Source organism: Escherichia ruysiae (genome assembly GCF_031323975.1).
Classification (GTDB): Bacteria; Pseudomonadota; Gammaproteobacteria; order Enterobacterales; family Enterobacteriaceae; genus Escherichia; species Escherichia ruysiae.
In genome coordinates this window covers 3,458,938-3,474,499 of record NZ_JAVIWS010000001.1, presented here as the reverse complement: position 1 = coordinate 3,474,499, position 15,562 = coordinate 3,458,938, and the positions used below count along the sequence as shown (strand labels likewise).

At 50.5% G+C, this 15,562-nt stretch carries 12 protein-coding genes; 8 read left to right on the top strand and 4 right to left on the bottom strand.

Annotated features, from left to right (window positions below):
• Positions 1-129: 129 nt before the first annotated feature.
• The 4 genes from RGV86_RS16745 to hrpB form a co-directional block, all read right to left on the bottom strand.
• The gene (locus RGV86_RS16745; RefSeq protein WP_000323819.1) at positions 130-1,095 is read right to left on the bottom strand and encodes a hypothetical protein; all 966 of its coding nucleotides are present in this window, start codon (positions 1,093-1,095) and stop codon (positions 130-132) included.
• A complete protein-coding gene (locus RGV86_RS16740) occupies positions 1,095-3,155 on the bottom strand; it encodes a DNA methyltransferase (RefSeq protein ID WP_286135315.1) in 2,061 nt (686 codons plus the stop codon). The genes RGV86_RS16745 and RGV86_RS16740 overlap by 1 nt, the downstream gene beginning before the upstream one ends.
• A gap of 422 nt (positions 3,156-3,577) precedes the next feature.
• Entirely contained in the window at positions 3,578-6,082 is a 2,505-nt protein-coding gene (gene mrcB, locus RGV86_RS16735; RefSeq protein WP_000918200.1) for a bifunctional glycosyl transferase/transpeptidase, read from the bottom strand.
• A 194-nt stretch (positions 6,083-6,276) separates the two neighbouring features.
• Entirely contained in the window at positions 6,277-8,706 is a 2,430-nt protein-coding gene (gene hrpB, locus RGV86_RS16730) for an ATP-dependent helicase HrpB (protein WP_085460338.1), read from the bottom strand.
• 73 nt (positions 8,707-8,779) lie between these two features.
• Here hrpB and thpR point away from each other — a divergent pair, with 73 nt between their 5' ends.
• The 8 genes from thpR (at position 8,780) to RGV86_RS16690 (ending at position 15,553) form a co-directional block, all read left to right on the top strand.
• Positions 8,780-9,310, top strand: coding sequence for an RNA 2',3'-cyclic phosphodiesterase (gene thpR / locus RGV86_RS16725; RefSeq protein ID WP_001294672.1), 531 nt, complete (start codon positions 8,780-8,782; stop codon positions 9,308-9,310).
• Between the two features lie 14 nt (positions 9,311-9,324).
• Positions 9,325-10,029, top strand: a complete 705-nt coding sequence (sfsA, locus tag RGV86_RS16720) for a DNA/RNA nuclease SfsA (protein ID WP_085460337.1) — start codon at positions 9,325-9,327, stop codon at positions 10,027-10,029.
• Between the two features lie 177 nt (positions 10,030-10,206).
• The gene (gene dksA, locus RGV86_RS16715) at positions 10,207-10,662 is read left to right on the top strand and encodes an RNA polymerase-binding protein DksA (protein ID WP_001155227.1); all 456 of its coding nucleotides are present in this window, start codon (positions 10,207-10,209) and stop codon (positions 10,660-10,662) included.
• 66 nt (positions 10,663-10,728) lie between these two features.
• Entirely contained in the window at positions 10,729-11,625 is an 897-nt protein-coding gene (gene gluQRS / locus RGV86_RS16710) for a tRNA glutamyl-Q(34) synthetase GluQRS (RefSeq protein ID WP_171000946.1), read from the top strand.
• Between the two features lie 59 nt (positions 11,626-11,684).
• On the top strand, positions 11,685-13,082 hold the full coding sequence (gene pcnB, locus RGV86_RS16705) for a polynucleotide adenylyltransferase PcnB (protein WP_212741838.1): 1,398 nt from the start codon (positions 11,685-11,687) through the stop codon (positions 13,080-13,082).
• Complete coding sequence (gene folK, locus RGV86_RS16700; RefSeq protein ID WP_000215154.1) at positions 13,079-13,558, top strand: 2-amino-4-hydroxy-6-hydroxymethyldihydropteridine diphosphokinase; 480 nt, start codon at positions 13,079-13,081, stop codon at positions 13,556-13,558. The genes pcnB and folK overlap by 4 nt, the downstream gene beginning before the upstream one ends.
• 601 nt (positions 13,559-14,159) lie before the next feature.
• Complete coding sequence (locus RGV86_RS16695) at positions 14,160-14,738, top strand: fimbrial protein (protein WP_001035567.1); 579 nt, start codon at positions 14,160-14,162, stop codon at positions 14,736-14,738.
• 86 nt (positions 14,739-14,824) lie between these two features.
• Positions 14,825-15,553: a fimbrial chaperone gene (locus RGV86_RS16690; RefSeq protein ID WP_001167881.1), complete on the top strand. Its 729-nt coding sequence runs from the start codon at positions 14,825-14,827 to the stop codon at positions 15,551-15,553.
• Positions 15,554-15,562: the final 9 nt, after the last annotated feature.

Here is a 15,562-nt window from a genome sequence, read left to right as displayed (position 1 = left end):
ATAAACAATCAGATGAAAAGAAAGGGTTAATTGTTTAGGCGGGATGTTACTGATATTGACTTATCTACGCCCTGTGTTCATTCATTCCACAAGGCGTAGTGATTTATTCCCCAGTCTATACAAGCCGCGTCAGGATAACGCTTTCAGAAGAAGCTGCGCGCGATGCTCATCGCTCACGGTCTCCCAGGCTTCCGCAAGCTGAACGTGCGCTTGTTTACTGATATCTATAGAAACCGCCAGTCCTTCATCAACTTCCGGCGCCTGAGTGTTGTTCTCACTCTGTTCAATGGCACGGAAAATTGCTTCATTCATGGTGGCAGTGTCGAGCGAACCCAGACGGCTTTTTAGTGCCTGAGCGGTGGAGGCAGAAACCCACATGCGGACGATCTCTTCATTCACCGGTTCACTCTGCACGCGAAAATAACAAAGGTTCTCGTCTGACGGCAGCGGCACGTCAAAATATGGCTGGATCTTGATACCCGCACTGGTCGTCACGGAATAGCGTTTCTGCTTTGTATCCCGGTCATATATCCACAAACTTTTGCTGGCCTTACGTGCCCCTTTAGCTGGAGTAACATTCCATACCGCTGTGTACTGCTCCGGATTTGGCGGGATCATCCGCTCTTCAAAATAGAGGAATTCCGTCAGACTATCCTCCCATAGTAGCCAGCCTGTACGCATATCAGGGGTCTTATGAGGTGCGGCATCTCTTACCGTTTGCGTTCGACGTTCTATAAGCTCTGCGTATTGCTGGAAGACGTCATGCATCACGTCGTTAGCATCACGAGTGGTATCATCAATACGGATCGAACGCGTTGCAGCCGGGTGCATAAGCGTAGTGCCGCAGACTGACTTGATCGGTCTGTCACGCAGGCCTGCTATGCGCAAGAGTTTCATCTCCAGCCCCAATCCCTGATAATTGACATCAATATGTAAATTGCTCCAGCCACCATCAGGAATATTTTTTGCCAGGCAGTAAACGCGACTCCAGTCACCTTCCTCCAGCTTTCTGCCCATCATGGCGGCAACCTGAGTTGCCAACCACCGTTTAGCAAATACCTTTTCAGTATCAGTAAATGCTTGTAAGTATGCCATTACAACGGATCCTTATTACCTTCCAAAAGAGCAATTGCCTGAGACCTGAAGGTCGCGAAGTCCAACATTTTCCCATGCAGTAAAAGACTTTCAGCCAGATATTCGCTGTAGAGAGTGCGATAATCAATATCAGCCTCACGTTTAACGTGCAGATAAGGAAGCACGGGGATCGTACCATTTCGCTGGCTCAGGAATTCCTTAACTGAAATGGTTTTCGCCTCCGCCGTTGACACTTCCTGCTTGTTGCCATTTTCAACTTTACGACAATGCAGCATGAGATCAGCACCTGCGGTGTTATCGCTAACAAATTGCTTAAACGTACCATGCTGCTTGTCGAAAATATCGATCCTTTCAATGGTAAAACCAGCATCCAGCACTGCATTACGCAGACGATTCCAGATGTCCTCCGAAGAGTTCATAAATACCAACACCATCCAGTGTCCTGGTCTTAGCACACGATAACTTTCAGCCAGACTCTGCGTCATTAATTCCTGATATCTGTTGGCATCCTTTTTTTGTACGCGATTAACTATGGCTTCATCCGTGGCATCCGTATAGGACATTAACCAGGACTCCCACAACATATTCATTTCGCTATAGTTAATGTTGGCTCCAAACGGCGGATCGGTGAAAATCAGATCAACACTATTATCCGGCAGAAACGAAAGATCGGTCGCAGAACCCGTTTTAACCTGACAACGACCAACGTAGGCTTTAGCCGTGGTTTCAAGGTGATCAATAATTGATCTGGCCTTGCGTTCGAAGGTCAAAAAGATATTCGCTTCATTGAAAATATACGGGACATTAAAATTTGCCGTATTACCGCTGCCGCCCCAAAAACGGTACTCAGAAAGCCGGGTCACACGCTGATAGAGCGAAGTGAAAACAAAGCCGAGAAATGCGGCAATATTGGTATCTTCAACGCGATGAATCGCTTTCCACAACTGGCTCATCGCCGCCAGATTTCTGGCAGTATAAAAATGCTTTATGTTAGTCAGGCCATGACGCTTGGGCTGTGCCAGATTCACTCCATCTGGTAGATCGAAATCCGGGATGAACCCCTCAGCAAGATATTTGCCTGCGTCAATTGCGGCAATGAGCTTGAGATCGGCCTCCACAGGCGGCACCTCGGACTGAGCTTTACCGCAGCATTTATACCCCACGAGAACCGGCACTGGCGTCGTTCGGGCAAGGCGCGATTTTTTGACCTGATGATGACAATAAGGGCACGGGAACTCGCGCAAAAATTTATGTTCGCGCACAGTGTTACCGTAGCTACGGCATTCGTCCCAAAGCACAAACTCCTTACTACACTCGCTGCAAATGACTTTGTATGACCAGACAGTAAAGAGCAACTCTGCCTCTTTTCCACAGGTACGGCATTGCGTTGTGTAAAGGGTTTTACGCAGATCCTCCAGACTCTCAGTAACTACTTTTACCGCCGCCGCGAGCGCAGCGGGATCGCATTGCGATGTAAATCGATTAGCGATAAAACTGGCTGCAGGTGACAGTTCATTGAGAATGACATCATGACCGGTCGTCAGTGCCGCGACCCCTGTCATACCGCTTCCCGCAAAGGGATCAAGCACCAGTCCGCCTTCGGGCAAATATTTTTGCAGCACCTGGGCAATCCCTTGAGGCGGAACTTTGGTGTGATATGTATGCGCGTCATAAGTATACGTATTCTTTCCTGCTGAAACGCCCTCCGCCACAGCCTCTTTCACGGTCTGCGCAGCTTCAGAATGCGATGAAAGAATTTCAGCCAACAGGTATTCACCATTGCCCCAAAGTTCTCCTTTTTTAAGTCGGGAGAGCAGAGGCAGCCCCGGCTCATCGCGCAGCACAATCGTGCCTTCATATTTGTCGGCTGTCGTTTTTTTACGTATCCCACGAGAGGCGAATGTTCGTGTCGTATTCAGATTCGCAAGATCGATCGCCAGACCCGCATTGAGCTTCGCAAGTAGCTCATGCAATTCTTTTATCGTATCGGCACTGGGTTCAATATCCCCGCGAATCCAGCGAGCAACTGAAATGTAAGAAGTGCCGAGATACTGCGCCACGCCTTTCGGATCCAGGCCACTTAATGCCATAATTTCCTGCAATAATGCCTGATAGTGATTCTCAGGATGTGATACTTGCTGACCAGAGCGCATCATCTTTTGCCCCCCTCATTAATACCAATAACAACGTTGAGAGATACCTCATTAGCGTGCACTGCTATAGTCATTCACTATTTACCTTTTTGATTCGCTTTCTCATTAAGTCCGGCAAAGGCTGTGTCGATACGCTTTCATCGACTATTCTGAGAGGATGTCTGTTGGCATCAAAGGAAGAATGTTTCACGCAAAAAATATTTAAATTCATTGCGTTGAATATTAAACAGGTCAATTTCTTCTGATATTTGCATCCCACTAAATTTAGCAGGTTCCCTGTATCAACAGAGAACCTGCCATTAGTATCAACGCATTACTGCCTGAGAACGTTAATTACTGCCAAACATGTCCTTGATCCAGCCTGCTACGCCGTCGCTGTCTTTCTGCTCCTGTTGCGCAGGTTGCTGCGGCTGAGAAGACTGATCAAACGGATTGCCCGACGGCTGCTGTTGAATCTCGCTTTGCTGGCACAACGAATCAGGATCGCTGGTCCATACTGGCAAGGTTCTCATACCACCGCTGCAAACAAAGTTACCGTCGTAGTCCACGCCCATATCCACAATATCTTCCGGCGGTACAAGATTCAGCGGCGTTGGCGTCTGGTTCGCCAGATAACGCTGGTAAATCGACATCGCCCCACTGGCGCCATACAGTTTAGTTGGCTGGTTGTTATCGCGGCCAACCCAGGTGATGGTCACCGTGCTGCCGTCAATGCCCGCAAACCAGGTATCAACGTTGTTGTTGGTAGTCCCTGTTTTCCCTGCCAGATGCAGATTTGGATATTTCGCCCCAAGCTGACGACCCGTACCGCGTTGTACAACCTGCTGCATGGTCCACAATGTCAGATACGCCGCCTGCGCCGGAACAGCGCGTTCCGCCTGCGGGAAACTCTGATAGAGCACTTTACCATCTTCAGCAATCACTGAACGCAGTGCAGAAAGCGGTGCGCGGTTACCTCCGCTGGCGATAGTCTGGAATGCCTGCGCCACTTCGATTGGCGTTAAGTTCAACGCCCCCAGTAACATAGCCGGAACCGGATTCAGCTGATCTTTCGGCACGCCCAGCTTAATCCAGGTGTCCGTAACCGCAGGCAGCCCCAGCGCCATCCCCAGATTTACCGTTGGCACGTTCATAGAACGGGTCAACGCATCCACCAGCATCACTCTGCCGCTTTCGCTATAGCGACGATCATCGTTCTGCGGTGACCAGACCTGACCGTTCGGCTGACGCAGCGCGATGGGGGCGTCGGCAATCCACGTGTTCAGACGATAGATTTTCGGCTGGCTTAAGGCCGTCAGATAAGTCGCTGGTTTTGCCAGTGAACCAATCGAACGACGCGCCTGCATCGCACGGTTATAACCCGCAAACTGCGGTTCCGAACCACCGACCATGGCACGAACCTCACCGCTAAAGCGGTCAACAACCACAATAGCCGTTTCCAGATCGCTCAACTTACGCTGTTTCTTCAGTGCCGGAATACCTTCCACGGCAGCTTTTTCTGCCGCGTCCTGAGCCACCGAGTCAAAGGTAGTGAAGATCTTCACGCCGGAGAGATCTTTCACTTTATCGCCCAGTTTCGCCTGCAGCTCCTGACGTACCAGTTGCATAAAAGCAGGCTGTGGAGAGATTACCCCACCGCGCGGCTGAACGCCCAGCGGACGCGCGCTCAACATGTCGTAGAGTTCTTGATCAATAATCTGCTGTTGTTGCAGCAATCGCAGCACCAGATTACGTCGCTCCAGTGCCAGTTTTGGGTTACGCCACGGGTTGTAAATTGACGCGCCTTTCACCATACCGACTAACAGCGCCTGCTGGTCAAGGCTCAACTCTTCCACCGGACGACCAAAGTAGTACAGGCTCGCCAGCGGGAAACCACGGATTTCGTTGTCACCGCTCTGACCGAGATACACCTCGTTCATATACAGCTCAAGAATGCGGTCTTTGCTGTAACGCGCATCCATGATCAGCGCCATATAAGCTTCGTTCGCTTTACGCCAGTAAGAACGCTCACTGGAAAGGAACAAGTTTTTCACCAACTGTTGCGTCAGCGTACTCGCCCCCTGCACCGTGCGACCGGCGGTCAGGTTTGCCAGCACCGCACGCCCAATTGAGTAGAGGCTGATCCCATCATGCTCATAGAAATGACGGTCTTCCGTCGCCAGCAAGGTATCCACCAGCAGATCCGGGAATCCACTGCGCGGCACAAACAGACGCTGCTCACCGTTTGGCGAGGAGATCATGGTGATCAGGCGCGGATCAAGACGGAAGAAGCCGAACTGACGGTTGTTCTCCATATTGACGATGGTCGCCAGATGATCGCCATCAAAGGTCAGGCGCGCACGCACCTGCCCTTCTTTACTATCCGGGAAATCAAACGGACGGCGGATCATCTCAATGCTGTTAGCCTGCACGGTAAATTCGCCAGGACGGGTCATCTTCGACACCTGACGATATTGGGTCGCCTCTAACAGTTTCACCATCTCGTTCTTGCTGATAGTCATGTCTGGCTCAAGGTTTACCATCCGACCATAAACTGCCGCTGGCAATTGCCAGACCTTGCCATCAATACGGCTGCGAATTTTTTGATCGAGATAAACCCCGTAAACGGCGATTAACACCGCAAATACGATGCCCAGTTTCAGTAGCAGCCAGAGCCAGCCGCGTTTACCACGAGGCTTACGCCCTTTGCCCTTACCTTTGCGCGGCATCGGTTCTTCATCCTCATAGTCATCATAATCATCGTCATCTTCGTAACGACGACGGCTTACCTTTTGTTTGACAGGACGCGTCGGTTTCCCTTTGCGTCCAATTGGCTCGCGGTCATTCCCGGCCATACTTTTTCTCCGCAATATTCAGGCGCAAAAGCCCGATTTTCTGTTCTTCCGTTGCAAGACAGAAGAAGATATCTCTCAAAATTGCTTTTCTCCCTCTCCCTGTGGGAGAGGGCCGGGGTGAGGGCATCAGCGCGCACATTACCCCTCACCCTATCCCTCTCCCCATAGGGGCGAGGGGACTGCCCATACCCGTTTTACGAATACTTTTTCGTCCGGCGCGTCGGCGCGGTGTTGGCGGGGTCGTCCGGCCAGACATGTTTGGGATAACGCCCTTTCATCTCTTTTTGCACTTCGCGATACGCCCCCTGCCAGAAGGCGCTTAAATCACGCGTGATTTGCAGCGGCCTTTGGGCGGGTGAAAGCAACTCCAGCACCAGCGGCACGCGCCCCTGGGCGATCGTCGGATTGGTGGCCTCGCCAAACATCTCCTGCATTCTCACCGCCAGCGCGGGCGGGTTATCTTCATGATAACGAATGGCGATCCGGCTTCCCGTCGGCACAGTGTAATGCGCAGGAAGTTCACTATCCAGCCGTTGCTGCATTCCCCAATCAAGTAACCCGCGCAGCGCCTGGTAAATATCGAGTGATTTCAGGCCACGCAGTGAATGTACACCGCTCATATGTGGCAACAACCACGCTTCCAGCGTCGCCAGCAAATTTGCCTCATCAACCGCTGGCCAGTCATATTCCGGTAGCCACTTCGCAGCACACAGCAAACGCAAACGTAGCTGTTCCGCTTCCGGTGTCCAGTTAAGTACACTGAGACCTTTATCGCGAATACCGTTGAGCATTGCATGATGTAATTCATCTTCCGACGGTTTCGCCAGCGGCTGTACTTTTACTGTGAGCTGACCAATCTGCAACCGACGCCAGGCTTTTAGTGTGCCTTGCACATCGTCCCATTCAACGGTATCAGACTGCCGTAATAGCTGCGGACAACGCTGTATTAACTCATCGATATCGACCGGTAGCGCCAGTAAAATTCGCGCATCCGGCGAGGCGCTGCCCTGCAATAATAACGGTGCGACCAGCCATTCATGGCGGCTTAAGGCATCATCGGTGTCCAGCATCGCTCCCATGCCGTTCGCCAGCTGATAGCGCCCTTCTTGCCCACGACGACGAGCAATGCGATCGGCAAACGCCTCAGCAAGTAACGGCGCGATAAGCGAACTGTCTGCCTCGCCGCCACGCACATTTAAGCGTTTTAATAGCTGTTGACTGCGTTGCTGCCAGGCCGGTTGATTACGCGAAAACGCCACACCCAGATCGCTATTCCCCATCCGTGGCGGCTCTTCGAGAATGGCAGCAATTTTTGCGGCGGTTGCGGCTTCGTCGTCGCTCTTCGCGCTCACCAGCATTGCCGCTAAACGTGGATCGTTACCCAGTGTCGCCATTTTTTGCCCTTGCGCACTAAGCCGTTCGCCGTCCAGTGCCCCCAGCATCCCTAACAGGCGTTTCGCGGCCTGTAGATTCACCGCTGGCGGTTGATCAAGCCAACTCATCTGCGCCGGATCGCTGCATCCCCATTGCAGTAATTCCATCAGCAAACCGGAGAGATCGCTTTGTAAGATCTCCGGTTCACTTTGCGCGGCAGCGCGTTCTGCTTGTTCTTTGGCGATTAAATGCAGACAAATACCCGGTTCCAGACGCCCGGCACGCCCGGCGCGTTGCGTCATTGATGCCTGACTAACGCGTTGAGTAATCAATCGCGTAAGCCCCGTGCGCGGATCAAAGCGCGCTACACGCTCCTGGGCACAATCCACCACCAGGCGAATACCTTCGATGGTTAAACTGGTTTCAGCGATATTGGTTGCCAGCACCACTTTACGCATTCCTTGCGGTGCCGGAAGGATCGCTTTTCGCTGATCGTTCAGCGACAACGCGCCATACAGCGGGCAGAGCAACACATCACTGCCGATGCGCGAAGACAGTTGTTCCTGAACGCGCTGAATTTCTCCGACGCCGGGTAAAAATAAGAGTAATGATCCGCTTTCCTGACGCAGCAATTCGGCGGTAGCAACCGCGACAGCCTCGTCAAAGCGTTGATGTGTGGACAACGGCAAATAGCGACGTTCTACTGGATACGAACGTCCTTCGGAAACAATAACCGGCGCTTGCGGCAGCATTTGTTGCAAACGATCGTTATCCAGCGTGGCCGACATAATGAGCAGTTTTAAGTCATCGCGCAGCCCTTGTTGCACGTCCAGCAATAGTGCCAGCGCCAAATCCGCCTGCAAGCTACGCTCGTGAAATTCATCGAGGATCACCATACCGACGCCGCTCAGCTCTGGGTCGCGTTGGATCATGCGCGTCAGCACGCCTTCCGTAACCACTTCCAGTCGGGTATTCGGCCCCACGCAGTTTTGCGCACGCATCCGGTAGCCAACCGTGTCACCAGGCTTTTCGTTAAGCAGCTCCGCCAGTCGTTGCGCAACGTTACGTGCCGCCAGACGCCGTGGCTCCAGCAGGATAATTTTTCCGTTAATGCCTGGATGCGCCAGCAGTTGCAGCGGCAACCAGGTCGATTTCCCGGCTCCGGTCGGCGCGCTTAATAACACCTGCGGTGCGGTATCGAGAGCAGCAAGTAATTCAGGTAAGACGGCAGCAACGGGCAACGACGACACAAAACGCTCCTGAGGGTTAACATTCTTCGCGCCACATTGTAGCATCGCGGTAATTCATAACCGAGTACCTCACATGTCTGAACCGCAACGGCTGTTCTTTGCCATCGACTTACCCGCAGAAATTCGCGAGCAGATTATCCACTGGCGCGCCGCACAATTTCCGCCTGAAGCCGGGCGTCCGGTTGCCGCCGAAAATTTGCATCTGACGCTGGCGTTTTTAGGCGAAGTGAGCGCAGAGAAAGAGAAGGCGCTTTCTCTTTTAGCCGGACGGATTCGTCAACCGGGATTCACTCTGACGCTTGATGACGCCGGTCAGTGGCTGCGTTCGCGCGTGGTGTGGTTAGGGATGCGTCAGCCACCGCGCGGCTTAATCCAGTTAGCAAATATGCTCCGTTCGCAGGCCGCCCGCAGTGGTTGTTTTCAAAGCAATCGACCGTTTCATCCGCATATCACCTTATTGCGCGACGCCAGCGAGGCGGTGACAATCCCGCCGCCAGGTTTTAACTGGTCATATACGGTGACGGAGTTCACTCTTTACGCCTCCTCGTTTGCCCGTGGGCGCACACGCTACACGCCGCTAAAACGCTGGACACTGACGCAATAACAAGGGTTGTCACAATGAAATTTTCACCCCCTCTACAACGCGCCACGCTGGTTCAGCGTTATAAACGCTTTTTAGCTGATGTGATCACACCCGATGGTCGCGAATTAACGCTACACTGCCCTAATACTGGTGCGATGACCGGTTGTGCAACGCCTGGCGATACCGTCTGGTATTCCACTTCCGACAGCACAAAACGGAAATATCCGCACACCTGGGAATTGACCCAAAGCCAAAGCGGTGCATTTATTTGCGTCAATACACTTTGGGCAAACAGATTGACGAAAGAGGCTATCCTCAATGGGGATATTTCGGAACTGTCAGGCTATAGCTCGCTGAAAAGCGAAGTAAAATACGGCGCCGAGCGCAGTCGTATTGACTTCATGTTACAGGCGAGGTTTCGACCTGACTGCTATATTGAAGTGAAATCGGTTACGTTAGCGGAAAATGAACAGGGATACTTTCCCGATGCAGTCACTGAACGAGGTCAGAAACATCTTCGGGAGTTGATGAGCGTAGCAGCTGAAGGTCAGCGTGCAGTGATTTTTTTTGCCGTGCTGCATTCAGCCATTACACGGTTTTCACCCGCGCGCCACATCGATGAGAAATACGCGCAACTATTGTCAGAGGCTCAACAAAAGGGGGTGGAAATTCTGGCTTATAAAGCGGAACTTTCTGCTGAAGGCATGGCTCTTAAAAAATCACTGCCGGTTACATTGTAGTAAAGTAAGTAACTGGTTAATTTACATTCTGGTCGCGTGCGCAAATACGCTTTTCCTCACACAGTTGTCAAGTGTTACGTTTAGATAATTGCTATCCGGAAAAGCATCTGCTATTTATAGCGGCCTCATTTTTCCCCCGAACATGGGGATCGATAGTGCGTGTTAAGGAGAAGCAACATGCAAGAAGGGCAAAACCGTAAAACATCGTCCCTGAGTATTCTCGCCATCGCTGGGGTGGAACCATATCAGGAGAAGCCGGGCGAAGAGTATATGAATGAAGCCCAGCTGGCGCACTTCCGTCGTATTCTGGAAGCATGGCGTAATCAACTCAGGGATGAAGTCGATCGCACCGTTACACATATGCAGGATGAAGCAGCCAACTTCCCGGATCCGGTAGACCGTGCAGCCCAGGAAGAAGAGTTCAGCCTCGAACTGCGTAACCGCGATCGCGAGCGTAAGCTGATCAAAAAGATCGAGAAGACGCTGAAAAAAGTGGAAGACGAAGATTTCGGCTACTGCGAATCCTGCGGTGTTGAAATTGGTATTCGTCGTCTGGAAGCGCGCCCGACAGCCGATCTGTGCATCGACTGCAAAACGCTGGCTGAAATTCGCGAAAAACAGATGGCTGGCTAATTACAGCCGTTCCATCACGTTTACCACAGGCGGGAAATGCTCCCGCCTTATTTTTTGTTCAACGAGATGACAGACACACACTATATTGGTCGCTTCGCCCCCTCTCCTTCCGGCGAGCTTCATTTTGGCTCTCTGATTGCCGCGCTTGGTAGCTATCTACAGGCACGCGCCCGGCAAGGTCGCTGGCTGGTACGCATTGAAGATATCGACCCGCCTCGTGAAGTTCCCGGTGCCGCAGAGACAATCCTGCGCCAGCTGGAACATTACGGTCTGCACTGGGACGGCGATGTTCTCTGGCAATCGCAACGTCATGACGCCTATCGCGAAGCACTCGCCTGGTTACGTGAGCAAGGGCTAAGTTATTACTGCACCTGTACGCGTGCGCGTATTCACAGCATTGGCGGTATTTACGACGGTCATTGCCGTGAATTACATCATGGTTCAGAAAACGCCGCAGTACGCATCCGCCAGCAGCATCCGGTCACCCAGTTTACCGATCAGTTGCGCGGTATTATTCACGCCGACGAAAAACTGGCGCGGGAAGATTTTATTATTCATCGCCGTGATGGTTTGTTCGCCTATAACCTGGCGGTGGTGGTTGACGATCACTTCCAGGGCGTGAGCGAAATTGTCCGTGGCGCAGATTTGATCGAACCGACGGTGCGACAAATCTCGCTGTACCAGCTTTTTGACTGGCAAGTGCCAGATTACATTCATTTGCCGCTGGCACTTAACGCACAAGGCGCTAAACTTTCCAAGCAGAATCATGCGCCTGCGTTACCGAAAGGCGATCCGCGCCCGGTGTTAATCGCCGCGCTTCAATTTTTGGGTCAGCAGACAGAAACACACTGGCAGGATTTCAGCGTCGAGCAAATCCTTCAGTCTGCCGTCAAAAACTGGACGCTGACCGCCGTGCCTGAGTCGGCAATTGTAAATTCAACATTCTCAAATGCGTCATGCTGAGCTATGATTAGCCGCTATTTTTTTGTCCTGAATGATGTTTGACACTACCGAGGTGTACTATTTTTACCCGAGTCGCTAATTTTTGCCGCAAGGTGCTAAGCCGCGAGGAAAGCGAAGCTGAACAGGCTGCCGCCCGTCCCCAGGTAACGGTGATCCCGCGTGAGCAACATGCTATCTCCCGCAAAGATATCAGTGAAAATGCCCTGAAGGTAATGTACAGGCTCAATAAAGCGGGATACGAAGCCTGGCTGGTTGGCGGCGGCGTGCGCGACCTGTTACTTGGCAAAAAGCCGAAAGATTTTGACGTGACCACCAACGCTACGCCTGAGCAGGTGCGTAAACTATTCCGTAACTGCCGCCTGGTGGGTCGCCGTTTCCGTCTTGCTCATGTGATGTTTGGCCCGGAGATTATCGAAGTCGCAACCTTCCGTGGACACCACGAAGGTAACGTCAGCGACCGCACAACCTCCCAACGCGGGCAAAACGGCATGTTGCTACGCGACAACATTTTCGGTTCCATCGAAGAAGACGCCCAGCGCCGCGATTTCACTATCAACAGCCTGTATTACAGCGTCGCGGATTTTACTGTTCGCGATTACGTTGGCGGCATGAAGGATCTGAAAGACGGCGTTATCCGTCTGATTGGTAATCCGGAAACGCGCTACCGTGAAGATCCGGTACGGATGCTGCGCGCGGTACGTTTTGCTGCAAAACTGGGGATGCGCATCAGCCCAGAAACCGCAGAACCGATCCCCCGCCTCGCTACCTTATTGAACGATATTCCTCCGGCACGCCTGTTTGAAGAGTCTCTTAAACTGCTACAAGCGGGATACGGTTACGAAACCTATAAACTGCTGTGTGAATATCATCTGTTCCAGCCGCTGTTCCCGACCATTACCCGTTACTTCACGGAAAATGGCGACAGTCCGATGGAGCGCATTATTGAGCAGGTACTGAAGAATACCGACACGCGTATCCATAACGATATGCGTGTGAACCCGGCGTTCTTGTTTGCCGCCATGTTCTGGTATCCGCTGCTGGAGACGGCACAGAAGATCGCTCAGGAGAGTGGCCTGACCTATCACGACGCTTTCGCACTGGCGATGAACGATGTGCTGGACGAAGCCTGCCGTTCACTGGCGATCCCGAAACGTCTTACTACCTTAACGCGCGACATCTGGCAGCTACAGTTGCGTATGTCTCGTCGTCAGGGTAAACGTGCGTGGAAGCTGCTGGAGCATCCTAAGTTCCGTGCGGCTTACGACCTGTTGGCCTTGCGAGCTGAAGTTGAGCGTAACGCTGAACTGCAACGTCTGGTGAAATGGTGGGGTGAGTTCCAGGTTTCCGCGCCACCAGATCAAAAAGGGATGCTTAACGAACTGGACGAGGAACCGTCAACGCGTCGTCGTACTCGTCGCCCACGCAAACGCGCGCCGCGTCGTGAGGGCACCGTATGACAGTGGCGTATATTGCCATAGGCAGCAATCTGGCCTCTCCACTGGAGCAGGTCAATGCTGCCGTGAAAGCAATCGGTGATATCCCTGAAAGCTGCATTCTTGCCGTTTCTTCGTTTTACCGCACCCCACCGCTGGGGCCGCAGGATCAACCTGATTACCTCAACGCCGCCGTGGCGCTGGAAACCGCACTCGCGCCCGAAGAGTTACTCAATCACACACAGCGTATTGAATTGCAGCAAGGTCGCGTCCGTAAAGCCGAACGCTGGGGGCCGCGCACGCTCGATTTAGACATTATGTTGTTTGGCAATCAGGTGATTAACACCGAGCGCCTGACCGTTCCGCACTACGATATGAAAAATCGTGGATTTATGCTGTGGCCGCTGTTTGAGATTGCGCCGGAATTAATTTTCCCTGATGGAGAGACATTGCAAAGTTTATTAACGAGCAATGCTTCTTGTCCCTTACCACGCTGGTAATCACCCTCCCCTTTCTAATTATTCAAGCTAGTATGCGTAGTGAAATACGCATCAGTAATCTGGTTCTTGCCTCTGATATGCCAGTCATAATCTTTATGGTTAAAATTCCTTTCTTCTTTTAGATAATTAAGATCAAAAAAAAGTGAGATCCCCCCAAGAAAGGCACAAATGGGCAAAAAAAACACATGAAAATTAACGTACATATTAATAATATTAAACTTTATATTAAGATAATCTAATATGTAAATACAGAAAAACTAATGCATACAAAATGACACACTAAAATATATATATAATAAAAATGACACACCACAATCAATCACAAGAAAAATAATAAAATTAAAAAAATCAATAAGTTACCAATCAAACCACCCTTATAAACACTCTTATACTCACCTAACCGCTTGCTCTAAAATAAATAGCTATTCAAATGATGAATGCAAGGGAAGGTAAATCAATAAATCACCCCAAATCATTCACACCATCAATTTTTATTTTCATCCTTATATTGCTAGTCTCTGCCGCGTTTTTGGAAGACGTAGAATAACAATAAATTAATATTTGTTATTGATTCGTCTCTCTTTTTTTATGGAGAATTTTAATGAACAAAAAGCTACTTGCCATCGTATTAGCAGCATCTTCCCTTTCAGCCGGTTCAGTAATGGCTGGTGTTGACGGTGGGCAGTTGAATATCGGTGGTTTTGTTACCGCTGGTACTTGTGTAACGACAATAAATGGTGGCGGTAAAGACGTTACGGTTATGCTACAGACTGCACAAATTGCTGATGTCCCGGCAATGAGCAAAACTGCTGCAGGTGGGTTCCCGGAAGATATTAATATTAAAGTTGATTGTGCGACAGGTAATGCAACGGCTCAAAACGCAGTCATGAGTTTCAGTTCTATGTACCATAACTCTAACCAGGGTACTTTGAGTAATGACGGCTCAGTTCAGGATCCAGCAGGTAATGTCGATATCGCTCTGCACCATGTAAATAATACTGGAGCACTGAATCTGGTCGAAGTGAATAACCCGAGCAACCAGATCACTGAAGCATTCGACACCACCACTCATGTTGCGAACTTCCATTTAAAAGCATCTTATGTGAAGTCTGATGCTAATGCCACCGTGACCTCTGGTCATGTGAAAACTAACAGCACCTATACCTTAACTTACAATTAATTTTTATTGGAGTTGAATTAATTGTATTAAGAGGCTGTGCTTGCAGCCTCTTATTTATGATTTTGCGTTTTTCAAGGAGAGAAGAGATGCAGATTTATCAGAAAATTATTCCGCTATTACTTGCAAGTACTTTATCTGTTTTCGCATCAGTTGCGCAGGCTGATATTGTCATTAACGGAACACGTGTTATTTATAAAGAAAAAGACAAGAATGTCACTATGCGCCTGGAAAATAAAGGCTCGCGCCCATTACTGGTTCAGTCATGGCTGGATACGGGTGACGATAATGCCGATCCGGCGACCATTAAAGTTCCGTTTAACGCTACCCCCCCGGTTTCACGCATCGACCCGAAACGCGGTCAGACAGTGACAATCACCTATACGAATAGCCAGACGTTACCAAAAGATCGCGAAAGTGTCTTTTGGTTTAATGTGCTGGAAGTACCGCCTAAAGTAAAAGATAAAGAAGCTGAAAATAAAAATCTTCTGCAACTGGCTTTCCGTACGCGCATTAAATTATTTTACCGACCGGAGGGGTTAAGTGGTGATCCGTTTACGGCGCCATCCCAATTAAAATGGCAATGGAGCGGTAATAAAATCAAAGTAACTAACCCTACTCCATACTATGTCTCATTTTCAGCCGTTGATGTTGTATCAGGCACAAAGTCTTATGTTGTAAATACTTCTATGATAGCTCCAAATAGCAATAGCGATTTTAGTGTGCAAGGGCTACAAACATCTATAGGCGGCGCAAAATTACGCTATTCAGCAATTAGTGATTATGGCAGTGAAATTAAAGGTGAAAGCAATCTTTAAACCTGATTT

Bases quoted from the DNA above. Each gene is read 5' to 3' on its own strand.
- thpR (WP_001294672.1), top strand. From the start codon at position 8,780: ATGTCTGAACCGCAACGGCTGTTCTTTGCCATCGACTTACCCGCAGAA.
- RGV86_RS16695 (WP_001035567.1), top strand. From the start codon at position 14,160: ATGAACAAAAAGCTACTTGCCATCGTATTAGCAGCATCTTCCCTTTCA.
- mrcB (WP_000918200.1), bottom strand. From the start codon at position 6,082: ATGGCCGGGAATGACCGCGAGCCAATTGGACGCAAAGGGAAACCGACG.
- gluQRS (WP_171000946.1), top strand. From the start codon at position 10,729: ATGACAGACACACACTATATTGGTCGCTTCGCCCCCTCTCCTTCCGGC.
- sfsA (WP_085460337.1), top strand. From the start codon at position 9,325: ATGAAATTTTCACCCCCTCTACAACGCGCCACGCTGGTTCAGCGTTAT.
- dksA (WP_001155227.1), top strand. From the start codon at position 10,207: ATGCAAGAAGGGCAAAACCGTAAAACATCGTCCCTGAGTATTCTCGCC.
- folK (WP_000215154.1), top strand. From the start codon at position 13,079: ATGACAGTGGCGTATATTGCCATAGGCAGCAATCTGGCCTCTCCACTG.
- RGV86_RS16690 (WP_001167881.1), top strand. From the start codon at position 14,825: ATGCAGATTTATCAGAAAATTATTCCGCTATTACTTGCAAGTACTTTA.
- RGV86_RS16745 (WP_000323819.1), bottom strand. From the start codon at position 1,095: ATGGCATACTTACAAGCATTTACTGATACTGAAAAGGTATTTGCTAAA.